Origin of the sequence: Legionella drancourtii LLAP12 (assembly GCF_000162755.2) — a bacterium.
Classification (GTDB): Bacteria; Pseudomonadota; Gammaproteobacteria; order Legionellales; family Legionellaceae; genus Legionella; species Legionella drancourtii.
Map to the genome: position 1 here is coordinate 85,421 of NZ_JH413798.1, position 26,776 is coordinate 112,196.

The following is a 26,776-nucleotide window of genomic DNA, read 5'->3' on the forward strand; positions in this document are numbered from 1 at the left end:
TTATCCTTGGATATCGACACTGATTCAAGAATCTTTAATTATGCAATCACTAATTATCAATAAACCTGATGATTGGCATGTCCATTTTAGAGACAATGACATGCTGCAACATACCGCAACAGCAAGTGCGCAGCATTTTGCACGCGCCTTGGTTATGCCCAACCTCAAGCCAGCACTGACTAATTTAGCCTCAATTGCCGCCTATCGAGAACGGATTATTAGGGCACTGCCTCCGCACTGCACCTTTAATCCATACATGACTTTTTATCTCAACAATTCAGTCAGTGCGGGCGAATTAGAACAAGCGGCCGCCATCCCTTATATTTTGGGCGCCAAACTTTATCCGGCAGGCGCTACCACAAATTCGGAAGCAGGCGCCAAATCATTAAGCGAGCTTTATCCTTTACTGGAAGTATTACAAAATAATAATTTAGTGTTACAAATTCACGGAGAAGTCACTCATGGTGATATTTTTGAGCGTGAAGCCTTATTTATCGAGGAATATTTAAAACCATTAGTGCGCAATTTTCCTAAATTACGCATTGTTCTTGAACATATTTCTACTAAAGCCGCCGTAGAATATGTCAGCGCAGCTCCTGCAACTGTAGCCGCCACGATTACGCCACACCACCTCTTATATAATCGCAATAAATTACTCGCCGGCGGTCTTAGACCCCACTACTATTGTTTGCCTATACTCAAACATGAGCAGGATCAAAAAGCGCTACAACAAGCCATATGCAGTGCGAGTCCCAAGTTTTTCGCCGGCACGGACAGCGCACCACACAGCATCCGCAGCAAAGAAAGTGCCTGCGGCTGTGCGGGAATTTATTCTGCTCCTTTTGCCTTAGCTCTTTATACACAAATATTTGATGAATTAAATAAATTAACCTTACTCAATCATTTTATGAGCCGTTTTGGCGCAGAATTTTACCAATTACCCATCAATCAAGAACAAATTGAATTAATTAAGTCGCCGCAAATCCTAGCAAATTACCTGCCTTTAGGCGCTGCTCAAGTGGTGCCCATAGCTGCCGGTGAAACCATTCAATGGAGCATTCATGTCCCCGCGTGATAGTGTATTAAGTATGCAGATGAAAGAACGATTCCGTGGTTTTTTACCTGTTGTTGTTGATGTAGAAACCGCGGGTATTGATCCACAAAAAAAATGCCTTATTAGAAATGTGCATCGTGATCTTAACGATGGATGAACAAGGTAATCTACAACGTAGCGAAAGTCATTTTGAACATATTTTGCCGTTTCCTGGTGCAGAACTAGATCAAAAATCATTAGCGTTTAATCATATTGATCCATTCCAACCGTTGCGCTTTGCAGTAGACGAGAAAATTGCACTGGAGCGGCTATTTAAACCTATTTTTGCCGCACTCAAAAAAACTCGTTGTCAACGTGCTGTTTTGGTAGGGCATAATGCCTGGTTTGACTTATTATTTGTCAAAGAAGCGATAAAAAGAACGGGAATGAAATCACCATTTCATGCCTTTACTTGCTTTGATACGGCAACATTGGGCGGCTTTATTTTTGGGCAAACGGTATTGGCAAAAGCAGCGCAATCAGCAGATATTGCCTTTGATGTACGTGAGGCGCATTCAGCAATTTATGATGCCGAAAAAACTGCGGACTTGTTTTGTCATATGACAAATAAATGGCGCATGATGCAAAACAGCGCAACGTGAACCATTAGACCTGTTTTCGCTCGCTTGAGCCAAAACAGGTTAATTTTCGCGCACCGAAATGCCGCATACATGGAGTATGTGCATACCGGAGCACAGAAAATCGACCTATTTTGGCCAAGATAGTAGAAAGGTCAATAGACCCTCAGCAACTTACAAATCGCCAGAATGTTCAGATAAATATGCAGCAACACCTTCAGGAGAAGCTTTCATACCGGCTTTACCTTTATTCCAGTTTGCAGGGCAAACTTCGCCTTTTTCTTCAAAAAACTGCACCGCATCAATTGTTCTTAAAATTTCTTCAATATTACGACCAATTGGCAAATCATTAACAATCTGTGAACGAACCATACCTTTAGTATCAATGATGAAGGCACCACGGAAGGCAACACCAGCAGCTGGATGCTCAACACCATAAGCCTGGCAAATACTGTGGGTCATATCGGCCGCCATCGTATAACGAACAGGACCAATACCCCCTTTATTTACCGGCGTATTGCGGTACGCATTATGCGTAAAATGCGAATCAATAGACACGGTAACCACTTCAACATTACGGCTTTTGAATTCTTCAATACGATGATCTAAGGCTATCAGTTCAGAAGGACAGACAAAGGTAAAATCTAAAGGATAGAAAAATACTAATCCATATTTACCCTTCAAATGCTCATGCAAATTAAATTTATCAACAATTTCACCATTACCCATCACCGCTGCAACGGTAAAATCAGGAGCCTTACGTCCAACTAATACACTCATTCTTGATCTCCATTAGAGCACAGGCAAAATCCTGCGCGTGTTATTATTGTTGTTATATAGAGCCAATCAACTAATTACGCGGCAATTGCATCGCGCAACATCGTTTCTAATTCACCTTGCTGAAACAATTCCGTAATAATATCTGAACCACCAATTAGCTCTCCTTTCACATAAAGTTGAGGAAAAGTAGGCCAATCAGAAACTTGTGGTAATGTTTGGCGAATATCAGGATTAGCCAAAACATCAACGTAAGCAAAATCCACGCCACATGATTCGATACACTGCACCGCACGTGCAGAAAAACCACATTGGGGCATTTTAGGCGAACCTTTCATATACAGCAGAATGGCATTTTCTGCGATTTGTTTCCTAATTTTTTCTAAAGTATCCACTCGTTTGTACCTTTAATAATAAATAAAACGCTCATTATGGCGAAAAGCCACCAAGGTCGCAACTTATAAATGCGCCTGCCAATAAAATTATGGTGCTAAAATTTAGCAACTACCAAGCATTAGATTATACACAATTAATGCCCTAATTGCCTCAATAATAAGCATTAAAGCTTAAGAAAATATTAGCACTCCTTTAAATTGTGCCAATTACAGCAAAACTGCTCTGTATAAGTGAAATGTCAATAAGCTGAATAAATGTTTAGTTCATCGCATTGAATATCATATCCATCCTGCTACACTTACGACAAAATAAATCAAGGAGATTATCGATGACCTTTACACTACCCGCATTACCTTATGCTATGGATGCTTTAGCACCACATATCTCTAAGGAAACCATTGAGTATCACTATGGAAAACATCATCAGGCCTATGTGAATAATTTAAATAAATTAATCCCAGGCACTGAATTTGCATCCATGTCACTTGAAGAAATCATTAAACAGGCAAAAGGCGGTATATTTAATAATGCAGCCCAAATTTGGAACCATACTTTTTACTGGCACTGCCTAAGTCCAAATGGCGGCGGCGAGCCAACTGGCAAATTAGCCGATGCGATTAACAGCCATTTTGGCTCTTTTAACGAATTTAAAGAACAATTTACCCAAGCAGCAGCAACAACCTTTGGTTCCGGCTGGGCATGGTTAGTACAAGATAGTACGGGCGCCTTAAAAATTATCAGTACCAGTAATGCCGGCACCCCAATGACTGAAGGATTAACCGCCTTATTAACTTGCGATGTGTGGGAACATGCTTATTACATTGATTACCGTAATGCACGTCCTGACTATATCAGCGCCTTTTGGTCTTTGGTACACTGGGATTTTGTCGCCAGTAATTTAAAATAACAAGAATAATTCATGGTTGCTCCCCTCACCCACAGAGGCACTGCCATTAAGTTAAGGAAATCTGTCATTCCCGCGCAGGCGGGAAACCATCCATGAATTGGCATTATAGCNNNNTAGCCAGTGAGGAATGGATCCCCGCCTACGGGGGGACGACAGGCTCTGAAAAAATTTGCAGCATAAAATCACTTAACTTAGTGACAGTACCCCACAGAGGATGGGGGGCTTTTTGTAAAAGGAAAATACGATGGCGTTAATTACAAGTTATAATCCGATGCCCATAACCTTCACTCATGGTAAAGGAGTCTGGTTATATGACGAACAGGGAAATGAATACCTTGATGGCTTAAGCGGGATCGCTGTTTGTGGATTAGGCCATGCCCATCCTGATGTGACGAAAACCATCCAAGAACAAGCAGCAAGACTATTACATACATCCAATACGTTTCACATTAAACAACAAGAATTACTCGCCGAAAAACTCACAACAATGGCCGGTATGGATCAAGTGTTCTTTGCCAACTCAGGCGCAGAAGCCAATGAAGCAGCCATTAAATTAACCCGTCTTTTTGGTCATAAAAAAGGGATAGAAACACCATCAGTTATCGTCATGGAAAAAGCCTTTCATGGCCGCACTATGGCAACCCTAACCGCGTCGGGAAGCCGTAAAGTACAGGCAGGATTTGAACCATTAGTACCTGGCTTTATTCGTGCACCCTTTAACGATTTAGAGGCTATTCGTACTATTGCCGCAAACCGGGAAGATGTAGTTGCCGTGATGCTAGAGCCTATTCAAGGTGAGGGCGGTATTTATGCGGCTAAAGAGGGCTACTTGCGTGCCGTAGCTAAACTATGCGAACAACACGATTGGATGCTGATTTTAGATGAAATCCAAACCGGGAATGGTCGTACGGGCAAACTCTATTCATGTATGCATTACAGCATTCAACCCGATGTGCTAACCACGGCTAAAGGCCTTGCCAATGGCGTTCCTATCGGCGCGTGCATGATGAGTAAAAGAGCGAACGATTTATTTAAACCAGGCAATCATGGCTCAACCTTCGGTGGCAATCCACTGGCTTGTGCAACCGCCTTAACCGTATTAGAAGTTATAGAACGCGATAATATTTGCGAACTGGTAACGAAAAATAGTGTCCTGTTAATGGATAAATTAATCCAGAATCTAGGCGAGCATCCTCATGTTAAGGCAATCCGTGGCAAAGGATTTATGATTGGCATTGAACTGGACCGACCAGCAACCGATATGCGCCCTCTAGGTCTTGCCAATGGCGTCATATTTAACGTCACTGCGGATACCGTGGTGCGTTTACTCCCGCCACTCATCATTAACGAAGATGAGATTAATGAATTAGTGAACCGCTTAACGCTAACGATTAATCAATTCACCAACAATTAACCTCAAACTACATACTTGTTTTGTCATCCACCTTCGTGAACGACAAAACAAGTAATAAAAATTGGACCGCATTGGTTTGTCTGTTCTCCTGCACTGCTTGTCTACCTTAAAAACAAACCCATTATTGATCCCAAAAAACACACTATACATAATATGTGCCCTCATAATAATGGAGAAATCAATGGGCAAAAGAACATATATTTACCACAAAGAAACAGCAAATGGCCAAACTACGTTAGTAACATCAAATGGTGGGCATCCAATTCCTTCTGATAGTGAAGTAGTTATGGAGTTTCCTGGAAGCTTGAGTGACACAGAGATTGAATCGCGCTTGAAAAAAATAAGTAATGGGGAGCGCGGCTATCATACTATGGGTTTAAAAAGATATGTTCTCATTGGCGGTGAAAAGATTTCTGTTAAGATAGCTCAATCATACCGGGAAAATCCTAGCCAAGGCAAACCATTTAGCTTGCAAGTTCAGCAATGGCTAGAAGGAAAAATTTCCCAGACTGGCGAGAAGATAATGCCAACTAGTTCAGCTCCTCAGCCTGCTTACTTAGCTCAACCAATGGACACAATACCTCCATTCACGGCCTCCACAGGACCAAAACAATCTAAGGGAGAATATGTGATAGATTTTAATGCTATGCAAGAAGAGATTGAAACAAAAGTAGCTGGTTTAAGTAAGGCACTGCATAAGGCGAAGAAAAAAAGAGCTTTTCCGACTACCGCCGCTGATTTGGATCGAGAAGATACCAGAAACGCCGAAGAATATTCAAATGATTGTAAGAGCTTAGCTACTCAAATTTGCCAACGAGCGCTGCAAGAATTACAGAAAGGCCCAGGCGCTGACAAAATACTCATATTATTTCCACGTGGAGAAAAAGGGCAACCTGATGGAAAAATCGTTCAAAAAAAACCAATACAGGACTTGTGGGGGAAGCACCATAGAAGGACGGTATGACTTAGAGCTTGCACAACGGAAACAAAACGAATATACATTTTTTTCACCACGCGCGTCTAAAAAACCAAGAATTGAACCGAGAACTAACCATAGTGATGCTATACAATCAAATCCAGCCCACAGAAGAACGGCTCTGCAAGCTGACGGACTGGGTTTCGGCTTTGATGTTAACGCTTACCTTACGGGGCAAAGGAAGCATTTCACCCCTCGTATGATTGAACGAATCTGGGGTCATATGTAGTACTCTGATAAACCAGACTCTTTTCATCTCCAAAGATTAAAATACCTCGTTGAGAAAATCCAAGAAGAGGCAAAATTCGCTCCTGAATTTTAAGCTGAGCAAATGCTCAGCCTCATTCAACATCCTCCAGAGCAAAGATATCGCCTCATTCGCTACTTTGGATTTCTTGCCAATCGCATTAATTACGTTCAATACGTCTTTGGTTTATTTTCGCCGTAACCATTCATTCACTTGCTGATTTGTCTCATCAATCACGACCAGCAATTGTTGATACAAGCGTTCGAGCACTCGAGTATGGCCGGCTTTATGATAACGTTCTAAGTATTGGCAGGCATGCACTAATTTTTCTGCACCACAATAGACAAAACCACTCTTCATGCGATGGGCCAACTGTTCCACCATATGCCAATCACCGCGAGAATGCGCCTGGTGTAACGCGGCTAAATCAGAGGGTGTTTCTTTTTCTATAATCGACACTAAGATATTCTTGAGTAAATTGATATCACGGCCCATACCTGTCAACGCACTTTGGGCATCAAACACCGTAAAGTCTGCCAATTTAAATAATTCATCTTCAGTCTGAGGCAAATCAGGGCCAAGAGTATTTATTTGCTGAGTGGCGGTTGTGCAATCATTGTTTACGGCGAAGTAAGTGTTCTTAATGCGGGCTAAGACATCGGTAGTCATCGGCTTGGTGTAGACCTCATTCATTCCTGACTGCAAGCAATTTCTTTTTTATTTTTTCTTCTGAATGCGCTGTTAAGCCAATGATTGGTATCGGTGGCTTGCATTTTTCTTTTTCAAACATACGGATTTTACGAGTTAAATCAATACCTGATAATCCTGGCAAACCAAGATCGGTAATAATTAAATCAAAGGCTTGGGTTTGCGCTAATTGCAAAGCGGCCTCACCATCCATGACACTGATAAAAACGACACTGCGATTGACTGATGAGATTTTCCAGCGTATACAGCGCGATTTTATTGTCTTCAACCAGTAATAATTTAGGTTGCTCTACACGATGACTTTCTGCTAAAGACGTCTCAATGGGTTGCGCCACCTCGGTGTTTAATCCATCCGTTATGTGTATGGACAGCGGCTGCAGACTGCAGCCAATTTCCAATGACAGATCAAAATAAAAGGTCGTTCCCACACCCAGTTCACTACTCAATAAAATCTCGCCGCCCAATAATTCAACATAGGATTGGGCAATATGCAAACCGACCCCATGCCCGGTATAGGTTCCCTTATTGGAAGGAATGATGCGATAAAAACGATCGAATACTTTATCTTGTAACTCTTGAGGAATGCCAATACCGGTGTCAGTAATCCGAAACTGTACGAGCACATGCGTCTCATTTTTTTCTAAAAGATTGACGTGGATTCCCACCTGACCCTCTTGCGTAAATTTAATCGCATTACCCAATAAATTTAATAAAATACGATGAATTTTGGTCTGATCGCTCACTAAAAATGGCGGAATCGCTGCGTCAACAAAAGTAACTAAATCAAGCCCCTTAATCAACGTTGATGGACGCTCAAGTTGCACAATGTCATTAATCACCTCGTGCAAGTTAAACGATTCTTCGTGCAAATCGTCTTCATGCGCATTATCTGCCGAAACCACATCCAAGATTCCATTCAACATATGCAATAGTTGTTTACCACTTTCACCAAGCCAATGCGCATATTGCTTTTGATTAGCATCGTGCACATTATCTTCAAGCAATTTCGCCATGCCAACAACACCGGTTAATGGGGTGCGAATATCATGGCTCATATTAGCGATAAACTCCGTTTTTGCATGGCTGGCCGCTTCAGCAGCCTCTTTTGCTATGTTCAGATCGGCCTGTGCTTTTTTTAGTTCAGTAATATCTAGAGAATTACCTAAAATACCAATAATATGCCCTTCATCATCGAGAAGAGGCATTTTGATGACCGTGAAAAACATCGTTTTACCATTAAGAGTGACGGTTTCCTCAAACAGAATTGGATTTTTATTCTTGATTACCTTTTCATCATTTTTGCGCAATTCCTCAGCATACACTGGCCAAAGATCCGAATCAGTTTTGCCCACAATTTCATTTACTGACTTAAAGCCCAGAGTTCGCAACAAGGTTTGATTGCAACCTAAATATTGCGCTTCTTTATTTTTCCAATAAAAGTTACCCGGCACACAAGCCGATATTTTTTTAATTTGATCAAATATCGTAATATTTTGTAACGCCAAACGTTTTTTATCGGTATTATCTTTTCCCAAAATAATAAATGGTGCGCAATTGCTTTGATTGGTAAATTTCCAGGTCATGTACCGTTTTAATTTATTACGATGCATTACATAATTAAAATTAAAACTTTCACCGCGACGAATAGCGTTATATTTGGAAAAAGGAAACGGCCTTTGCGTGCTTGGATCGCAATAAATGGATTCAAAGGGTCTCCCGATCAGTCCCTGTTCGTTCCAACCCAATAGCGCTTTGGTTGCCTCATTAAAACCGGCAATGCAATAATCATCATCCAAAATAATAACGCAGTCTTCAGATAACAAAAGAAATATTTTCAATTGTGGATGCAGCAAGTCTACTGAATCTTTTTTCATGGTCAGCTAATCTAAAAAATGTTAATCCATATCCAAGAAACCGGTTTTTTCTAAATAATTAAAATAAGTAGTTAACATATGCTGATCTATTAAAGGAAACTTCATTTTATTTTCTTTAAATGCATGGAGTGTATTTTGATTATTAGCTGCAGCGATTTTCTTTAAATTATCCATCCAATCATTATCATTCTGATTAATATATAAAGTAATTAATGAATAAAGAGCATTTTCAGGCGTTGCGTCCTTTGCCAGAAGCTCTCTCCATTTTTTAGGCGAACATAATGAGAGGCGATATCCTCTTTGCTTAAGATAAGTCATTAAGTCATTCCATGCAAGTTTATTCGGATTAATTAAATTGAATACATTATAGGGTATTTTTTTATTGAGTGAGGTTTTAACGATCATTTGACTGACATATTCTACCGGCAGAATATCCAACTCAATATCCCAATCAGGGGCAAAACCTAATTGCAAACAGCCTTTAATTAACATCAGTAAATGATTTTTTTCTGGTGCAATAATACCCGAAGTGGAATGCCCTAAGATCCAACCTGGCCGATATATTTTAATGGGGAACTGTTGCTGATGTGCTTTGGCCAGTAACTGTTCTGCTATCCATTTAGTTTGGCTATAACCATCACCGGGAGGAGGATTAGGGTGCGTGTAAATAAAATCTTCGATAATGGTATTCACATTATCCGTATAATTACCTGCAGCGGATAAGGTAGATACATAATGAATAGGAATTGGTTTTTTCATAGTGGCTAATTTTAGTAACTCTTTAACACTTAACACATTTGCCGCACGTAATAATTCATAGCTGTACAAATGATTGACCGCAGCGCCATTATGATAAATGATGTCTATGGTTTCTGCTAAAACCATAAACTGTTCCATAGACAAGCCTAAATAAGCCTTTTCCAAGTCGCCAGCCAATAAACGAATGCGTGGATCGTCCTTAAATTGCGGCGCGTAATAATTTAAAGTATGCTCCCATTTATGCTTTACCTCCTCGGCGTCTTTGCCGCGAATCAGACAATAAATGGTTGCCGAAGTTAAATGATACAGTTGATATAAAAGGCTAGAACCTAAAAAACCATTGGCACCCGTTAATAAAACGGCCTGCGGTGTCGCATTAAACGGTTGCGTTTTTTTAGGTAAAAAAATGAGGTTTAATTCTGTATCAAAATGCCAATGCTGCATGAGCGAAGATGTTTTCAGTTCTGGAATACGATTTTTATCAATCAAATGCGCTAAATGAGCAATGGTTGGGGTGTCCAGAAATTGTTGTAACGGTAAATCATAATGAACATGTTCTTTAATTTTTAATACCAATTGCGTCATCATCAGTGAATGGCCACCCAAATCAAAAAAAGAATCGTGAATGCCAATTTGGTCTAAGGCAAATAAGGCACACCATATTTTTTCCACGCTTTTTTCAGTCTGAGTATGGGGCGCAATATAATTTGCGTGCAATGTATGAAAAGAAAAATTAGGCGGGGGCAACTGTGCAAAATCAACCTTACCATTCAAGGTGAGTGGAATTTTGTCTATCTTAATAAAAAACGAGGGTATCATATATTGCGGCAAATGTTCTGCCATGTAACGTTGAATATCAATGATTGCAGTTTCATCATTAAGAATAATGTATGCGGCAATAAATTTTTGCTGCCGTTCATTTTCAACAATACGCACGGCGCATTGATTCATGGCATCATGATGCAGCAAAACCGTATAGATGGCTTCAAGCTCGACCCGAAAACCACGAATTTTAATTTGATTATCATAACGCCCCAAATAATCAATGGTGCCATCGGGCATCCAGCGCACCATATCACCGGTCTTATAGAGCAATCCTTCATTGTCATTATATAAATCAGGGATAAATTTTGCGGCAGTAAGCTCCGGGCGATTTAAATACCCAAGTGCCACCCCATCCCCACCAGTATATAATTCGCCTGGCGCGCCAACAGGTACCGGTTGTAATTCTTTATCGAGAATGTAAACCGTGGTATTTGCAATTGGTTTCCCTATCGGAATTGAAAGATAACCCTCCTTTTTAGGGCTAATAGGATAACAGGTGGTAAAGGTAGTATTTTCTGTCGGTCCATAACCATTGAGCATGTATTTAGGCGCACCTTGCTCCGCATAAAGCACACTCATGATTCGCTCTGCATTTAATACATCACCACCAACCAAAAGGTACGTCAGCATACGAAACATAGCTGGATTTGCGAAAGCATATTCGTTAAACAGTGCAGAGGTTAACCATAAAATACTAATCTTTTGCTCAAGCAGAAATTCGCTAAATTGGCTGACATTAAGCAAAGCCGTATGCGGCACCGCGATCAATGTGGCTCCATTTAACAAAGCCCCCCAAATTTCAAAGGTTGCGGCATCAAAACCAATGCTTGCCGCATGTGCCATACGATCTTTAGCCGTAATTTTTATGTAATTTGTATTCTTTACTAAGCGATTAATGCCTTTATGCGCAACCATAACCCCTTTGGGTTTGCCGGTAGTTCCGGAGGTATAGATAATATAAGCCAGATCATCTGGCCTAATACTTACATTGAAATCAAATGGCGTTTTAGGTAGTGGATTGCTGATTAACTGATCTAAAATTAATAAAGGTACCGCTTGATTAGCACAACAAATCTGGATTTTATGTTTTATGGCTTCTGAAGTTAGTACCAAGGTAGCATTACTGTCACTTAAAATGAATTGGATGTGATTTGCAGGATAATTAATGTCAATCGGAATATAAGCCGCCCCTAATGTTAAAACAGCAATTAGCCCAATGATTAAATCAATTTTCTGATCCGTACAAATCGCAATATGACTACCTGGGAAAACCCCTTCTTTTTGTAATTGGTAAGCCAGTTGATTCGCTTGCTTTTGCAATTCACGATAAGAAAGTGCCTTTCCCTCAGAAACCAAAGCTATTTTTGCTGGATTTTTTTGTACTTGTTCACCAAACAACGTCACTACATTTTTATTCCTAGGGTATGGGGTTTGTGTTTGATTCCAAGTCACAATTAACTGCTCTTGTTCTTGTGGCGAAAGCAGTGGCAATTTTAGAATAGTGCAGGTTGGCCGTGCGAGCATCTCTCGCAGCAAAATAGGCAAATGTTGTACGCTGTTTTCAATTATCCGACGCAGATCTGAACAATTATCACGACTATACCATTGTATTTTATAGTTGTGCGAAATGCTAATAATAATAGATGCATTAAGTTCATGAATTTGTTTTCTAAGCTCTTTTTCATTGCCGAAAATCACGGCTATGGGGTAAAAGGATTCTATGGTTGCTGATAATTCCGGATAACGATAATAAATATCATTGGCAAAACTTAAATGTTTATCAATTAGAGATACTTGCTTAAAAAAATCAACCACTAATTCTTCTACGGTTAATTGCTCATCAATAGGCAGCGAAAAAGGCACTATTTTAGAAAATAACGGCGCAATTTTCTCTGGCAATTGGTGCAATTTAGGGTGTGAAAAACCAAGACCAAAACGTCCATTATTTCCTAGACGGCACAAATAAATGAATAAAGCCGCCAGAATTAAATAATCCTGTTTATCCACATACTCACTGTCAGAAGATAAGAACAGTTCCGCCACATCAAAGCTAACCAAACACTCCAAAGAATTATCCTTAGGAACAGCCAATGCCTGAAAAGGAAGCATTGCCGGGTTAAAATGTTTCACCTGCCGCACCCAAAATAGCTCATGAATTGCATACATTTCAGCAATATATTCATACTCCAATAAACTCAGTTCCGCTTCTGAAGAAAGTGATGAGCCTACCGTTAAATCATAGTGATGCGCAATTTCGCTTAAAGTACTTAGTGCGTTCGTGTGGATGGGTATGAGCTGTTCTAATTGAATTATTTGATTTTTGGTAGCAACCTGCCAATAATCTGCAGTTAACTTTAACAAAGTACCTGGTGCGGCATTGCTATGTACAGCAATCATGCGAGCCTGCGTAACGAGAAAAAAATCCGTGCCCAGATTAAATTTAGGCAATCCCAACCGATTGTGATAATGATGGCCTAAATTAAGCGCGCGACACATGCGCTCAATGGTTTCTGCCGACTCATGCCAGCTGATCCACCCACCATGACGAGGTTTTTTATAATAATCAAAATAACTACGCTGTTTTAAATTTTGTGGTATGGCAGCAAGCTGTTGCCAAGTAAGATCATAAATTAATTCTTTAAAGGTATTGAGCGCTTCCTGATAACATTTCACGCTAAGGCTTAATCCAGTCTCGTCAGGTTCTATTTCAATAAAGGCTTGTTTTAAAATATCACCAGCATCAATTTCTTCAACCATGGTATGCCAAGTAACGCCATGGCTGCTTTCATTATTTAAAATGGCCCAGGATGGTGCATGCAAACCGGCGTATTTAGGCAAAGGACTATTATGGTAGTTAATTGCCAAACAGTTAGCCTGTTGGAGCAAAGAGGCCGGCAGAATAACGCCATTCACAATGCTGAACAAATAATCAAAAGCAGTTATGGACAATACCGGATGCGCATCAGAAAATTTTTTAAAATGAGGGATTTTTTTGTGTGCTGCGAACTGTTCTGCGGCAGGAAAAGACGAGATAATACCTAATATCAGGTGATTATAAGACAAAATGATTTCCGCACATTCCAATACTAGTTGATCGTCCCCGATTAGATAACAATTAAATAATTCTTTTTTCAAAAAGAACTCCTACTTTGTTTTTATTAAGCCCGCCGTACAGATGTATTATACTCTATGTGCCGAAAATTAACACTTTTCGCTTTTTTTAAAGCAACATCGAATCTACCATTATAATAATATGCATACTTTATGCCACCCAATGAAAAGAGCAGAGAATGACTTCAATCCTAAGCCAGTTCCAGATAATATAAGGCAACATCCTTAAAAATATGATTACTATGCGCACTAAGACCTTGCTTGATACATTACTCTCCGAAGTTGATAACGCGCTGCGTACGATTTTGCCCCCCAAAAAACGTGCCAGCACCCGTAATTCTCCAGCAATTGCGCTTAATGACAGCACTCTTTCCGCTCGTGAAAAAAAACATGTGGCGGGATTAATGCGCGTCAATCTCGCTGGCGAGGTATGCGCACAGGCACTGTATCAAGGCCAGGCATTAACCGCACGCTTAGAACATGTGAAACAACAAATGAGTGATGCGGCGGCAGAAGAAACCGATCATCTAGCCTGGTGCGAAGAACGTCTCCATGAATTAGGCTCTAAACCCAGTATTCTCAATCCTCTTTGGTATAGCGGTTCTATTTTACTGGGCGCACTGGCGGGCTTTGCCGGCGATAAAATCAGTTTAGGCTTTGTTGCTGAAACAGAGCGCCAAGTCTCTGCTCATTTACAACAGCATTTACAAAAATTACCGGTTCATGATAAAAAATCACAAGCTATCTTGCAACAAATGCGCGAAGATGAAGAACAACATGCAACGGCGGCTGTAAATGCAGGGGGCATAGAATTGCCTTATCCAATAAAACTATTGATGAATATGGTTTCTAAATTGATGACTACCAGTAGCTATTACCTATAGATATCCTGATTCATCAGCAGCCCTGATGGACTTCCACGGAGTACTCTAAGCATGGATCACGCGACTTTATTTACGCTATTTGTTATCTTGGTTGCCCTTATTTTTGATTTTATTAATGGCTTTCATGATGCGGCAAACTCCATCGCAACCATTGTCACGACAAAAGTACTCACACCGAGGCAAGCGGTAATCTGGGCAGCATTTTTTAACTTTATTGCTTTTTTAGTATTTAATGTAACCGTAGCAAAAACTATTGGTGAGGGCTTGATCGACGCACAGCTGATTGATGCGCATTTTCTTTTAGCGGCCTTGCTCGGTGCAATATTCTGGAATCTAGTGACCTGGTATTATGGATTGCCCTCCAGTTCTTCCCATGCTCTCATTGGCGGATTAACCGGTGCCGCCATTGCTAAAGGAGGATTTTCGGCACTGAAAATTTCAGGTTTTACCAAAGTACTGATAGGTATTATTATCTCACCCATCGTTGGTTTACTGGTGGCTCTACTACTAACCTATTATTTAAATAAACTCACTCACCGCAAGAAAAACAAATTCAAACTAAAAAAACTATTTCGCGGAGCACAACTAGGTACATCAGCCATGCTCAGTCTAACGCATGGCAGCAATGATGCCCAAAAAACAATGGGAATTATTGCCCTGTTATTATTCTCATCAGCCTGGATTGAAGGCCCTTTTTACGTCCCATTCTGGGTGGTTATTTCCTGCCAAACGGTAATCAGTCTTGGCACCTTAGCCGGTGGCTGGCGCATTGTACATACCATGGGTACCCAAATAACCAAACTCAATCCGATGAAGGGCTGTGCAGCTGAAGCAGGTGCGGCCATCGCGCTATTTACAGCAACTCACTATGGCGTACCCGTCTCAACAACACATACGGTAACCGGCGCCATTGCTGGCGTAGGCTTAACTAATGGCACCAATAGCACGCATTGGCGTATTCTAGGAAGAATATTCTTTTCATGGTTGCTCACGGTTCCCGCTGCGGCAATGGTTGCTGCAGCATTGATACTCCATGATATCTAATAATTAAGGTCTTATTCTTTATTTGTTGCCAAAACACTAGATGTTCGACTGTAGGTGAAATAAATAAGCAATCCCAAAACCATCCATACCACAAAACGAATTAAGGTTACCCAAGGCAAATGAATCATTAAATAAAAGCAGGTTAGCGCCCCTAAAAGAGGAATGTAAGGCATTCCAGGTACCTTAAAAGGCCGTTCTACATGTGGTTGGCTATAGCGCAAATACACAACACCAATACATACAATAATAAAGGCAAATAAAGTACCAACATTCACTAATTCAGCCAAAATATCGATGGGAGTAAATGCTGAAAGTAAGGCCATGAGTAGACCACACAAGAGAATGATCCGTGCTGGACTATGGTGATTCTTGCTGGTTTTAGCAATAAATTTGGGCAATAAACCATCTCGTGACATGGCCAAAAGAATGCGTGTTAAACCATAAAATAATACCAGCATCACCGTAGTAAGCCCAGCAATAGCACCAACACTAATAAAACTTGCGGCGACCTTATATCCTAAGGTTAATAAGACATTACTGATCGGTGAGGCTACATTTAACGTGCTATAATGCGCCATCCCCGTTAATAAGCCTGCCACGATAATATATAAAACTGTACTAATGATTAACGAGCCGATAATCCCTCTTGGTAAATCGCGCTGAGGGTTAATTGCCTCCTCTGCCGCTGTGGATACCGCATCAAAACCAATATAAGCAAAAAAGATTAATGAGGCACCATTGATCACGCCATGCCAACCAAAAGGCATAAAAGGAAACCAATTGGCAACGTGGATTTCTGTAGAAGCTATCACGATGAAGAGCAAAATAACTAAAAGTTTGATACTTACGATAAGATTATTAATGCGCAAGCTTGATTTCACGCCCATAATCAATAAGGCGGTTAAGGTAGCAATGATAAACACTGCTGGCGCATTTAAAATACCACCCGCGATAGGACCATGGAGCAAGAGCGAAGGAATCGGCATTTTGACTGCCGCAAGAAAATCAGCAAAATAACTACTCCAGCCCACCGAAACAGCAGAAACAGAAATGGCATATTCCAGCAATAAATCCCAGCCAACAATCCAGGCAATCAATTCACCAAAGCTAGCATAGGCATAACCATAAGCACTACCACAACCACCAATAGATGATGCCAGTTCAGCATAAGATAAAGCGGCAAAGACACAGGCAACACCGGCTAAGATATAAGAAAAAACGATTGCTGGACCAGCTTGAGTTGCCGCAACAACTCCGGTCAGGATAAAAATCCCAGCACCAATAATTGCGCCGACACCAAAGAAAGTCAGATCAAGAGCGGTGAGGCATTTAGTTAAACGCGATTCTACCTTTATTGATACGTTTATCTCTTTTTTGCGAAACAAGTCCATGTTAGTATGCTCTCGATTTTGTAACCTTCATTATTATTTAAGCAAAAATTTTGCCAACATAAAATAGCAAAAATTGAATCAATAGCTATGCTTTTAGTTTATATTAAGCAAAGTCATAGGTTAAAAACTGAATGAGAAAGATAATTATTGGCTTGTTACTGCTGCTCTCTTTGGAAACATTTGCCGCCGAAGAACAGCAAAACTGCTCCTACTGGCTTCCTTTATTTAAACCTTTTTGCCAGCGCTTGCACCAAATTTGGGACGAGGGCAAGACCGAACTTTATCTATCCGGATATGCCTGGCATAACCGTTACACCTATAGCCGCAAACGCTTACAGAGGAAAAAATACAATGAATTAGCCTGGGGCGGCGGCGTAGGTAAGGGTTTTTTTGATGAAAAAGGCAACTGGCATGGCCTATATGCCTTCGCCTTTCTTGATTCACATAAAAACGTCGAACCGGCCATTGGCTATGCCCGTTTATTTGTAACCTCATTTACTAAAAATTTCAAAGCAGGTCTTGGTTATTCCATTTTAATAACCGCCCGTCCTGACATCATGCATAACATTCCTTTTCCAGGTGCAGTCCCCTGGGCGGGCATCTTCTTTAAAAAAATATCAGTAAAAGCCGCCTACATTCCCGGGAGCTCAAGCAATGGCAATGTTTTGTATATGGTAGGAACCTATACCTTTGATACTTAAATAAATTAAGCACAGCAAAATTACGTCTTTTTACAATAATGTGCTATGTTTTTAAGAATCAACTTAAGGGACTTTTAACATGAAACCATTTATCGAACAGGCACAATTTTACGCCACCTACCACCAAAACATCATGACCCGTTACACCCATATGGCCGGTGTACCACTCATTATTCTTTCACTCATGATCCTGTTAGGTTTTGTCCAAATTATTATCCCTGGTGTTTTTGCCAGCAATCTGGCTTGGTTCGCAACCATCGCTCTATTAATTTATTATTTCCTCTTAAATTGGAAATTGGCTTTGGCGCTGACACCAATTATGCTGTTTCTCTTATGGATAGCGCACTGGTTTAGTGCAGAAGGTCCGACAACTTTAGGGGTATGGATGTTCATCATTACTTTTGTCGTGGGTTGGGCATTACAATTTTATGGCCATTATTTGGAAGGAAAAAAACCGGCGTTTATGGATAATTTATGCCAGGCGCTCATTGCCCCGCTATTTTTGGTTGCCGAGCTTTTTTTCATGGCGGGTTATATGAAATCATTGCAAGCCCAAATTCATGGCGGCGCAGCTAGCAATTTAGACAACGTGTAATTTGGCCACAAATTTGTTGGTTGGGACAAATGCCCCAACCAACGTGAGCACTAAATTAGGCGAATTGCTGCATCATGATTTTATAACAATAATGAATCTTGCTATTGCGTTTAAAATCTTGATCGATGGTTTCGGCGCTAATATCTTGCACTGCATACTTTTCACTAAGCTCTGGATCTAATTTAAATTGCCGAAAATTAGTTGAAAAATATAAAACTCCACCCGGATTCAACAAGCGCATGGCTGCCGTCACTAACATCCCATGATCACGTTGAATATCTAAAGTATCCGTCATGCGTTTGGAATTAGAAAAACTCGGTGGGTCTAAAAAAATCACATCAAAACGATCACGGGTCATGCGCAACCATTCACGACAATCATACTGGATAAATTGATGGCGCGCTAAATCAAGCTGGTTTAATTTGAAATTATCCTCTGCCCAGCAAAGATAAGTATTGGATAGATCCACATTCGTAGTTATGGCACCCGCTAAAGCCGCATGAACGCTGGCACTACCGGTATAGCAAAAACAATTAAGAAAACGAGTTCCAGGCTTTAATTTGGCAAAACTTAGGCGCAAAGGACGGTGATCGAGAAATAACCCCGTATCCAGATAATCATAAAGATTTACCTTCAATTTAGCTTGCCCCTCAGTCACAATCATGGTGTGCCGGGTTTGCCCCATTTTTTGGTATTGCTCACTGCCCTTTTGTTGTTTGCGTTTTTTCACCACTAATTTATCTACAGCAAAACCCAAAGCGCGAGGTACAACTTGCATGACTTCCAAACTGCGTTTTTCAGCCTTATGAGCAGGAATACTTGCCGGAGGAGCATATTCTTGTAAAACCGCATAATCATTATAAATATCAATAGCATAAGCATATTCGGGCAAATCAGCATCATAAACACGATAACAGGATATATGATTTTTTTGCGCCCACTTGTGCAAATGACGGTAATTTTTTTCTAAGCGATTTAATAACATATGCGCATTTTCGGATAAAGGAGCATCCATAGCACCTTTTAATGCATTACCAGCACTAAGTTCAAAGCAATATAACTTACACTCTAATGCACCGTTATACAGGGTATATTGTTTATTAGAACGTAAACCCATAGCTTTAGCTAATATGGGATTTGATGTAATCACCGCCGCCTTCCAGCCTTGATAGTGCTCATGCAAGGCTTTACCCAACTGTTGATATACAGGTACCAGCTGAGAGGTATCGCCTAAACGTTCACCATAAGGAGGATTGCAGACCAATAGCCCTTTGGTGGCAGTTGCCTGTATTTCTTGCATCGCTAAGGTCTTAAATTCGACTAAAGGCGCAATACCGGCACGTTGAGCATTTGCGCGCGCGATCGCTATGGCTTTAGGATCAGCATCCGTACCCAACAAGCTCACCGGCAAAGATTTAACCTGTTGCAAAGCATCAGCACGCAATTTCTCCCACAGGGACTCTTGATGCTGTGCCCAATATTGCACGGACTGATCCTGACGTAATAAACCTGGAGCAACATGAGTTGCCATCATTGCCGCTTCAATTACCAAAGTACCGGCGCCACAAAAAGGATCGTGCAGCGCATAGCCTTGCGCCGCCAACTCAGGCCATTTAGCACGCAGCAATAAGGCCGCCGCGACATTTTCTTTCAGCGGAGCCATTCCTGCTTGAGTACGATAACCACGCTGATGCAGGCTGTATCCAGCCAGATCAAAGCTCACTGTAAGCTCATCATTTTTTAAATAGGCATGAATTAAAATTTGTGGCCTTTCTTTATCAATAGATGGTCGTGAACCATTTAAACGACGAAAATGATCAACGATGCCATCTTTAACTACCTGGGCGCCATACATCGTATTGCGTATATGATCCGAGGCGCCATGAAATTCAATAGCCAGCGTTTTATCGTGGCTAAAAACTGTTTGCCAATGAAATTCCGTACACAGCTGATGCAGTGCCTGCTCATTGCCGGCATAGCCGCTAAAAAGAATTAGCTGGACACGGTTCGCAATTCTTGACCACAGACATAATTGATAAGCGGTGGCCAAGCTGGCTTCGCCATACACGCCTTGTGGGCTAACACGTGTAACCAATAAACCTAAAGCCTTGACCTCTGCTTCTAATAGGTATTCAAGCCCTCGCGGACAGCTTACGAACAAGGAATAAGTCATATTATGCAAGACCTTAAATAACGAAAAAGAGCTTTAGCAGCACCGGTATTTTTTTCTTTTTGTTGGTCATCAACCGCTTTTTTAATTAATTGTCTTAATTGCTGTACTTCTTCAGGATGATACGCAGCAATAAATTCCGTCAGCGCATCCTTACCCTCATTAAGCAAACGATCACGCCATACTTCAACTTCATGAAACGAAGCCGTAACCGCACTTTCCTCGGCAATAATTCGTTCATAAGCAGCAATAATGTCTTCAAATTCTGCAGCGCGCATCAGCTTACCAATTAACTGCGCCTGCCTTCTTTTCGCCCCATGGCTCTTAATGGCTTTAGCATCAATAATGGCTTTATATAAATTATCGGGAAGAGGCAATAAATCCAACTTAGCCAAGCTAAGGTCGATGAATTTCACTCCGATTTTTTGCAAAAAATCGGCATCTCTTTTTTTCTGTGACTTACTGACTGGCTCATCCATAGTATGACTGTTACCTAATAAAAATGGAACTGATTATACTACAGGTGACTATTCAGCCGCTACCAATGAACCAGAAGGAGGTGATTGTATATAATTCTTGCCAGAACGATTACGCAAATACGTGCGCCCTACGGCAAAGAAATTATAAATCAGAATAAACACTAACAAGGAATGCAACCACGTAGTCGTTAATTGCATAAATAACGGCATGGTGATAAAAACCCCAGCGCATCCGGAAAGACTTAAAATTAAAGTTTTCTTTAAGGGAATTTTATTCTGCTGTAAAAAAACCAAGGTTGTTAACGGTTGTTGCATGGCTCCTGCAGTAGTCATGATTGGAAAAGCAACTGCCGGCGAAATATTCATTAAAAATAACACACCTTGCACCATCACAAACAAGCCAACGCCCACCGAAGTAAGCGCACCACACACAACCAAGGCGAAAAAGCCGACGACTAATTTCCACGAATGCAGGGCCGTTAATTCTCCACCAATTGGCAGGAGTCTAAATTGATGCGAAATTAACAGCGTAATAAGCAGCGCAAAAGCACAGATCATCGCCAAGCGTATGGCTTGCTTACTAAGACGACTAACGACAAAACCACCCAACAAACCGCCAACACAAGTACCGATAACCAAAGTTAATAAGGTGGTTAGGTCAACATCAATTAACTTGATGAAAAATAAGGATTCTATAGTGCCAGGAATCACCTGTGCGCCATTGTTTACCGCGGGCATCTCATCATCATTAAACGTCCCCATTAACTTGGCTAAAGCAACATTAACCGCAAAGCTACCTACGCCTAAGGTATCCGCAATGAAGGCAATAACCCCACTTACACTTAACTTAATGTATTGTGATACAGATAAGGCTTCAAAAGGCTGACGAGCAAGCTTAATAACCATCACGGCAACACAAAGCAAGCTTAATAGCAGTATGCCTAGAATAATTGAATAGATGACCATTCGGCTCCCAACCTAAATGAATAATTGACAACAAGAGCAACCACATAAAAATTGCATGCCAATTATATACTAATTATCTTGATCAGCAAACAACATTTAGACCAAAAAACAAACTTTGTGAATTATGTAAATACATTGCCTGCTCAAAACTTTAATTAAATAGAACAACTCTCAGTATCAATGCCTACTTGGGCAAAGATCGTTTTCAGCGCACTGATATCAACAGCCAAATCACGGGCACTATACAGTACGCCGCAAGCACCTTGGGTAAAATCGGTGGTTGGTGTCCAATACTTACTGTTGGCAATAACCATGATATGGTACGCTTTTTTAATGCCGATATTTTGGGCTAATAAATAAAATGCCTTATTAAATATGCCACTGGCTGTATGCACAATAAAACTTTGGCGGTCTTGCGGGCTGGGGATATTCGCATTAGCAAAAGCAACGACATCAGCATAACTGATGGCGCAATAAGCGCCTTTACTTTGTGCTAACGCTTTATCCAAACAATCTGCCGAGCTGCCATCCGAAGAGGGCAAGTCCATAAAACGTAACGCTTTGCCCAAAGAGTCACGCACGATTGTTTCACCAATCCCCCAAGTAACCACATTAGGCTCTAAGTACATTCTATTGTAAAGCTGTGGAAATTTTTCCAACAGATACGCGCGCGCTGCCTGTCCGGCCATATCCGATAAGGATTCATTAAGTGCACCAGACTCATCATGGTATTCTAGATTTGCATGTTGCTCAGTAAAACCATGTGTCACTTCATGACCGGCAATATCCAACGATACCAAGGGATAAAAATCAGCACCATCACCAAAGGACATGTATTGTCCATCCCAAAAGGCGTTATCATAATTCTGACCAAAATGCACCCGCATCACCAACTGTGCTGGCGTCCCATTTGGATGTTGTAAGGCGTTGACGCCATACCATTCCTGATACATATCCACAATGGTATGCCCAAAATAATAAGCATCATTTGCTGGTGAAAAAGCACCATTAATGCGATCTTCACTGTTATTGTTGCAAGAATATTGAAAAGGCGTGGCTAAGAGATTATACCAATCCCAGGCAAATTTTAAGTTAACTAATTTAACCTTAGACGACTCCATCGTACAAACCGTCCCATTTTGCGCCACTTCTAAAGCCGGTAAACCATCTTGGCCATACCAGTATTCTTTAACTTTTTCATTACCGCCAGGGCCATGATCCGCAAAATTTTTAATGTTATTCCATTGCTTGAGCAACGCACCACTTTGTGCATCAACAACAAAGAACGGTCTGGCGGGCTTGCCATTGCTGTCCGTACTTTTAAATGAAACTTGATACACAAGTGTTAATTCATTACCCTGGCCAGCCCTAATCTGCAATTCCATCTGCTCCGTATTCATCGGTGCTTGCGGGTTAAAACTAAGCCATGCTTTTTGCGCACTCTCAAGAGCCTGTTGTTGGGTCAAGGCAGGACGCGTATTTAATTGAATATCATCTAATAAATGACCATTAACTTGTGCATTGTTATTAGTACTCGCCTCTTTGCTAATCATAATTTGCGCACCAACAACGGGTATACCCTGATACATTTGTTGATAACGGGTAATCACTTTAGAATCTTCTTTGGTTAAATTGACTTCTTGCAAAATATTATTGTCTGTAGTAGAACTCGCCTTGGCATGCGCTGATTTTTTGGCTTTTTGCAACAAAGGAAAATGCTTTAAACTGCTAAGTGGTGCCTGATATAAATCAACTGTTTCGACAGCAAGCGCATCACAAGAAAGAAGAGCTAAAGTAAATCCCAAGAGTTTTTTTAACATAAAATTTGCCCACAAAAATCACAATAGCGCCATACTGACACAAAAATACACAGCAAGCAAGTTAGGAATGAGGATATTTACTATTTAGTTTATTTTGTGTTGCCTTATTCACGGCTTTTTCTCTATGTAATTTAAACAGCAGGAATGTATCAAATAATTTCCATATTGAATACATATAGACCAGTAATTTTGTTTGTGAATTTATTTTACTCTCATCCCCCTTATAGTTAATATTTCCTTAATAATTACCTTGCATAATTTTAACTCAACTTACCTCGTTAATCAGCGTAAACATTCACGCTTATTTATATTCATTGTGGTGATTCATATGCATAAAGACTTAATAGAAGAAAGCGAACAAATAATAAAAACAGCAATAAGACCACAACGGTATCAAACATTTCTAGATGCATTAAAACAACAAAAATACGACGAAGCACTGCTTATGGGGTGTAAATACAGTGATCCAGACGATAGCAAACTTACCGAGTTGCTCTGCACGTTAATATGGCATGCGAAAACACTCCCGATTAATGTGAATAGAATGGATAATGATAAAAAAACGCCTATTTATTATGCAATAATAAATAAGAATTATAATTTGCATTTTGCGCTGAAAAAAGCCAAGGCGCAGATTAGTGAAACATACCAACAAGTCTGGAGCCTATTGATATCTAATGCTCTAGAGCAAATAACTGCGATGGTAGATGCAAACTTCAAAATAGATGCCGAAGAGATTCAAAAACATTTTCAGAAATTGCCACATAAATCTGCCCAAAAAAGCGATACAGAAAATGCCACTGCGGATAAGGACCGACTTTTATGTATTAGTATGATAATAAAGTATCTAATCACTTATCACCACGATCTCAGTGATACCTCATTTATCAACGGCACGCTCAGTCCTTTTGAAAAAGATATTTTATATAATTTCCGCATCGCCCAAATAAGAACGTACATTAACTGCATGTCAACGATTGTTGCTAATTTATCTGGCTCATTAAGGAAAAAATACGTTGGCTTTTTAAAACCGCTGGATTGGATAACACTAGAACAACTCGGTGGAATTATAAAAGAGAAGGAAGCGGGCATTGTATTTAAGTTTAATTTAGGCACCATTAATTTAGGTGAGGCATCAGCAGAAATAAAACCATTGATGAAACTCTCTGCAGCAGCAAAGTTCATTGAGGAACATTCCGATAGGGAAGAGCTGGTTGAATCTGCAGCCACTAGTATTAGCGCGGATCTACCTGCTTTATATACATTTTTCCAACAAGTAGAGCAAGATCGGCAAAGAGATTCGGATCCTATGGCAATACCAACGAAGATTGATCGGGTTAAATTGCCAATAACGCGCATCATTACCCGCCACTTTAATGAAAATAAATTCCTCGTCGAATTACTGCTTTTATTAGGATATAACTCTGTAAATGCGACTATAAATTCCGAGCAATATAATGAACCGCTATTATCTCAAGAGTATCATCTGAGCCATGACAGTCTTGCAACACCTCTTGGTCAACATGCCTTTTTACGAAAATTACAACGCTTGGGCGAAATATTTACGGGAAAAAATACTGATTTTACTGAGTTTGATCAAACCATCGATTATCAAGCGGTAATTCACTTAAGAGATTTTATCTGTCATCAAGATGAAAGCCACAATAAGCATTTTATTGATGAGCTATTGCAAGAACCAAGTAAATTACAACAAATTTATAATGAAGATTTGCCTGGACTAATGGAGAAAATTAGCCATTTCATCGATCTTCGTGATGCGCGCTATGGTGGTTATCATGGTGATGCGGTTAAATATTGGGATCATGTCTTACAGATTGAACGAGCACAGGCAACACCGCCAGAGGAGCTCGACCCGATTGCTGAAGTACCACAACGACGCGCCTCGGTGGAAAAAGAACACGAATTTAAACAAGCATATGCACAAGCAAGAACCATAGAGACGTTTAAAAATGCGCTTTCGGATGATGAGGCTCAAAAACTCGAACAAACATGCTGTGGCATACTAGCTGGCACTGTTAACGCACCCGATACAAAAGAGCGCGGGCAATTACTCAAGCCATTTGCCATATTTAAGAAAACAGACCGGTCGCTCTATGAGCAGATAGTTAAAATAATGGTCCAAGCCACCACTCGTCCATCAACGACTGAAGAAGAACGAGTTGAAGCGCGCAAAAAGTTAGTTGAAGCAGCAAAGCAACGTCTGATAGATAAAGAAAACCGCCTAACTGGACTAACGACAATTCGTGCCCTGGTAGCTCAGATGAAACAAACACCTGAACGTCAGCACCAACTTAATCCAGTAAAAAGAATTGCTGCAACTGTTGAAGCAGCCAATAATATCAAACGATTCTTAATCCAGGCAGGATATCTTAACCACGATTTATCTCATACGACTATGGATGCTTGGGATAAATACAACCAAGGAGTCAACCAAAAAGATTTGGTTTCCTTATTGCAAGAAAATCATGTGTTAAATGATGCTCTGGAATATAACGCCGGGCAACTGCTGCAACATCTTGAGACTATCCGTGGCTATAAGGAAGCTGATTTTTGCCAACCCTTAAAGCACGATTATGAAGCCATAAGGTCATTAAGAAATTATATAGAGCATGGGCATCCATTAATTGAAAGTTATGATGATAAAGTTAATACTCACTTATCATGCGCAGGTCAACGCCAAAAAATTATTGCCCCTGAACTAATTAAATTGATTTTTGTACTCCTCCCTGATTTACAAAAAATTAAGACTGAAGTAGAGCGGAACGAGGCAATAAAGAGAGGTGTTTCTCCCGATTTGCAACCCAAACCAGTAATGTCAATTGATGCGCCAACGCACTTAAACTTAACCGGTACTGGTGGCTTAGCACCATTAGTGATGCCTGGTTTCTTTGGACGTAACCGCTCAAGAACAACTACTCCGACAACACCTGACGTAAGCTCATCGAGCAGTTTCATTCTTTAATGCCAAGGAAAACTCCTGAGGGCTAGGGTCTGTTGACATTTCACATAGGCAACCATAAAAGTGCGCAAACCATGGCCA

The 26,776-nt window shown here is 40.6% G+C and carries 20 protein-coding genes and 1 pseudogene; 10 read left to right on the plus strand and 11 right to left on the minus strand.

Annotation, left to right across the window (positions count from 1 at the left end; genetic code table 11):
- The first annotated feature begins 40 nt into the window (after positions 1–40).
- The gene (pyrC, locus tag LDG_RS02000; protein WP_006869435.1) at positions 41–1,075 is read left to right on the plus strand and encodes a dihydroorotase; all 1,035 of its coding nucleotides are present in this window, start codon (positions 41–43) and stop codon (positions 1,073–1,075) included.
- Positions 1,062–1,695, plus strand: a pseudogene (rnt, locus tag LDG_RS02005) (ribonuclease T). The gene pyrC and the pseudogene rnt overlap by 14 nt, the downstream one beginning before the upstream one ends.
- Before the next feature lie 150 nt (positions 1,696–1,845).
- Here rnt and LDG_RS02010 read toward each other — a convergent pair.
- Complete coding sequence (locus tag LDG_RS02010; protein WP_006869438.1) at positions 1,846–2,451, minus strand: peroxiredoxin; 606 nt, start codon at positions 2,449–2,451, stop codon at positions 1,846–1,848.
- 74 nt (positions 2,452–2,525) lie between these two features.
- Positions 2,526–2,843, minus strand: coding sequence for a Grx4 family monothiol glutaredoxin (grxD, locus tag LDG_RS02015; protein ID WP_006869439.1), 318 nt, complete (start codon positions 2,841–2,843; stop codon positions 2,526–2,528).
- A gap of 329 nt (positions 2,844–3,172) precedes the next feature.
- On the opposite strand from grxD, the gene sodB reads away from it, so the two are divergent.
- The 3 genes from sodB to LDG_RS02030 all read left to right on the plus strand — a co-directional run bounded on the left by sodB (position 3,173) and on the right by LDG_RS02030 (position 6,129).
- Complete coding sequence (sodB, locus tag LDG_RS02020) at positions 3,173–3,751, plus strand: superoxide dismutase [Fe] (RefSeq protein WP_006869440.1); 579 nt, start codon at positions 3,173–3,175, stop codon at positions 3,749–3,751.
- 244 nt (positions 3,752–3,995) lie between these two features.
- Positions 3,996–5,165, plus strand: coding sequence for an aspartate aminotransferase family protein (locus LDG_RS02025; protein ID WP_006869441.1), 1,170 nt, complete (start codon positions 3,996–3,998; stop codon positions 5,163–5,165).
- A gap of 169 nt (positions 5,166–5,334) precedes the next feature.
- Positions 5,335–6,129, plus strand: coding sequence for a hypothetical protein (locus LDG_RS02030; RefSeq protein ID WP_148263482.1), 795 nt, complete (start codon positions 5,335–5,337; stop codon positions 6,127–6,129).
- 445 nt (positions 6,130–6,574) lie between these two features.
- On the opposite strand, the gene LDG_RS18305 is transcribed toward LDG_RS02030, so the two are convergent.
- The 4 genes from LDG_RS18305 to LDG_RS02040 are packed head-to-tail and all read right to left on the minus strand — an operon-like array spanning position 6,575 to position 13,689.
- Entirely contained in the window at positions 6,575–7,081 is a 507-nt protein-coding gene (locus LDG_RS18305; RefSeq protein ID WP_083821358.1) for an Hpt domain-containing protein, read from the minus strand.
- Entirely contained in the window at positions 7,074–7,289 is a 216-nt protein-coding gene (locus tag LDG_RS18310; protein ID WP_006869445.1) for a response regulator, read from the minus strand. Before LDG_RS18310 ends, LDG_RS18305 begins: the two co-directional genes overlap by 8 nt.
- A complete protein-coding gene (locus LDG_RS02035) occupies positions 7,279–8,970 on the minus strand; it encodes a PAS domain-containing sensor histidine kinase (RefSeq protein WP_050805503.1) in 1,692 nt (563 codons plus the stop codon). Before LDG_RS02035 ends, LDG_RS18310 begins: the two co-directional genes overlap by 11 nt.
- Before the next feature lie 21 nt (positions 8,971–8,991).
- Positions 8,992–13,689, minus strand: coding sequence for an amino acid adenylation domain-containing protein (locus LDG_RS02040; protein ID WP_006869447.1), 4,698 nt, complete (start codon positions 13,687–13,689; stop codon positions 8,992–8,994).
- Between the two features lie 218 nt (positions 13,690–13,907).
- On the opposite strand from LDG_RS02040, the gene coq7 reads away from it, so the two are divergent.
- Complete coding sequence (gene coq7, locus LDG_RS02045) at positions 13,908–14,549, plus strand: 2-polyprenyl-3-methyl-6-methoxy-1,4-benzoquinone monooxygenase (protein ID WP_006869448.1); 642 nt, start codon at positions 13,908–13,910, stop codon at positions 14,547–14,549.
- 51 nt (positions 14,550–14,600) lie between these two features.
- Positions 14,601–15,593 carry an inorganic phosphate transporter gene (locus tag LDG_RS02050; protein ID WP_006869449.1) on the plus strand — a complete coding sequence of 331 codons (993 nt, stop codon included), beginning with the start codon at positions 14,601–14,603 and terminating at the stop codon, positions 15,591–15,593.
- A gap of 11 nt (positions 15,594–15,604) precedes the next feature.
- On the opposite strand, the gene LDG_RS02055 is transcribed toward LDG_RS02050, so the two are convergent.
- Complete coding sequence (locus LDG_RS02055) at positions 15,605–16,984, minus strand: amino acid permease (RefSeq protein ID WP_006869450.1); 1,380 nt, start codon at positions 16,982–16,984, stop codon at positions 15,605–15,607.
- Between the two features lie 131 nt (positions 16,985–17,115).
- Between LDG_RS02055 and pagP the strand changes: the two genes are divergently transcribed.
- Entirely contained in the window at positions 17,116–17,685 is a 570-nt protein-coding gene (gene pagP, locus LDG_RS02060) for a lipid IV(A) palmitoyltransferase PagP (protein WP_006869451.1), read from the plus strand.
- Positions 17,686–17,764: 79 nt separating this feature from the next.
- A complete protein-coding gene (locus LDG_RS02065; RefSeq protein WP_006869452.1) occupies positions 17,765–18,280 on the plus strand; it encodes an Mpo1 family 2-hydroxy fatty acid dioxygenase in 516 nt (171 codons plus the stop codon).
- A 55-nt stretch (positions 18,281–18,335) separates the two neighbouring features.
- Here LDG_RS02065 and rlmKL read toward each other — a convergent pair whose 3' ends face one another.
- The 4 genes from rlmKL to LDG_RS02085 form a co-directional block, all read right to left on the minus strand.
- Positions 18,336–20,453: a bifunctional 23S rRNA (guanine(2069)-N(7))-methyltransferase RlmK/23S rRNA (guanine(2445)-N(2))-methyltransferase RlmL gene (gene rlmKL, locus LDG_RS02070; protein WP_040534160.1), complete on the minus strand. Its 2,118-nt coding sequence runs from the start codon at positions 20,451–20,453 to the stop codon at positions 18,336–18,338.
- Positions 20,450–20,929, minus strand: coding sequence for a ribosome biogenesis factor YjgA (yjgA, locus tag LDG_RS02075; protein WP_006869454.1), 480 nt, complete (start codon positions 20,927–20,929; stop codon positions 20,450–20,452). The genes rlmKL and yjgA overlap by 4 nt, the downstream gene beginning before the upstream one ends.
- A gap of 48 nt (positions 20,930–20,977) precedes the next feature.
- Complete coding sequence (locus LDG_RS02080; protein ID WP_006869455.1) at positions 20,978–21,895, minus strand: sulfite exporter TauE/SafE family protein; 918 nt, start codon at positions 21,893–21,895, stop codon at positions 20,978–20,980.
- Between the two features lie 155 nt (positions 21,896–22,050).
- Complete coding sequence (locus LDG_RS02085; RefSeq protein ID WP_006869456.1) at positions 22,051–23,715, minus strand: M4 family metallopeptidase; 1,665 nt, start codon at positions 23,713–23,715, stop codon at positions 22,051–22,053.
- A 328-nt stretch (positions 23,716–24,043) separates the two neighbouring features.
- Between LDG_RS02085 and LDG_RS02090 the strand changes: the two genes are divergently transcribed.
- Positions 24,044–26,698 (plus strand): hypothetical protein, encoded by a 2,655-nt coding sequence (locus LDG_RS02090; protein WP_006869458.1) that lies wholly within the window; start codon positions 24,044–24,046, stop codon positions 26,696–26,698.
- Positions 26,699–26,776: the final 78 nt, after the last annotated feature.

Bases quoted from the DNA above. Each gene is read 5' to 3' on its own strand.
- pyrC (WP_006869435.1), top strand. From the start codon at position 41: ATGCAATCACTAATTATCAATAAACCTGATGATTGGCATGTCCATTTT.
- LDG_RS02010 (WP_006869438.1), bottom strand. From the start codon at position 2,451: ATGAGTGTATTAGTTGGACGTAAGGCTCCTGATTTTACCGTTGCAGCG.
- sodB (WP_006869440.1), top strand. From the start codon at position 3,173: ATGACCTTTACACTACCCGCATTACCTTATGCTATGGATGCTTTAGCA.
- LDG_RS02025 (WP_006869441.1), top strand. From the start codon at position 3,996: ATGGCGTTAATTACAAGTTATAATCCGATGCCCATAACCTTCACTCAT.
- LDG_RS02030 (WP_148263482.1), top strand. From the start codon at position 5,335: ATGGAGAAATCAATGGGCAAAAGAACATATATTTACCACAAAGAAACA.
- LDG_RS18305 (WP_083821358.1), bottom strand. From the start codon at position 7,081: ATGAATGAGGTCTACACCAAGCCGATGACTACCGATGTCTTAGCCCGC.
- LDG_RS18310 (WP_006869445.1), bottom strand. From the start codon at position 7,289: ATGGATGGTGAGGCCGCTTTGCAATTAGCGCAAACCCAAGCCTTTGAT.
- LDG_RS02035 (WP_050805503.1), bottom strand. From the start codon at position 8,970: ATGAAAAAAGATTCAGTAGACTTGCTGCATCCACAATTGAAAATATTT.
- coq7 (WP_006869448.1), top strand. From the start codon at position 13,908: ATGCGCACTAAGACCTTGCTTGATACATTACTCTCCGAAGTTGATAAC.
- LDG_RS02050 (WP_006869449.1), top strand. From the start codon at position 14,601: ATGGATCACGCGACTTTATTTACGCTATTTGTTATCTTGGTTGCCCTT.
- LDG_RS02055 (WP_006869450.1), bottom strand. From the start codon at position 16,984: ATGGACTTGTTTCGCAAAAAAGAGATAAACGTATCAATAAAGGTAGAA.
- pagP (WP_006869451.1), top strand. From the start codon at position 17,116: ATGAGAAAGATAATTATTGGCTTGTTACTGCTGCTCTCTTTGGAAACA.
- LDG_RS02065 (WP_006869452.1), top strand. From the start codon at position 17,765: ATGAAACCATTTATCGAACAGGCACAATTTTACGCCACCTACCACCAA.
- rlmKL (WP_040534160.1), bottom strand. From the start codon at position 20,453: ATGACTTATTCCTTGTTCGTAAGCTGTCCGCGAGGGCTTGAATACCTA.
- yjgA (WP_006869454.1), bottom strand. From the start codon at position 20,929: ATGGATGAGCCAGTCAGTAAGTCACAGAAAAAAAGAGATGCCGATTTT.
- LDG_RS02080 (WP_006869455.1), bottom strand. From the start codon at position 21,895: ATGGTCATCTATTCAATTATTCTAGGCATACTGCTATTAAGCTTGCTT.
- LDG_RS02085 (WP_006869456.1), bottom strand. From the start codon at position 23,715: ATGTTAAAAAAACTCTTGGGATTTACTTTAGCTCTTCTTTCTTGTGAT.
- LDG_RS02090 (WP_006869458.1), top strand. From the start codon at position 24,044: ATGCATAAAGACTTAATAGAAGAAAGCGAACAAATAATAAAAACAGCA.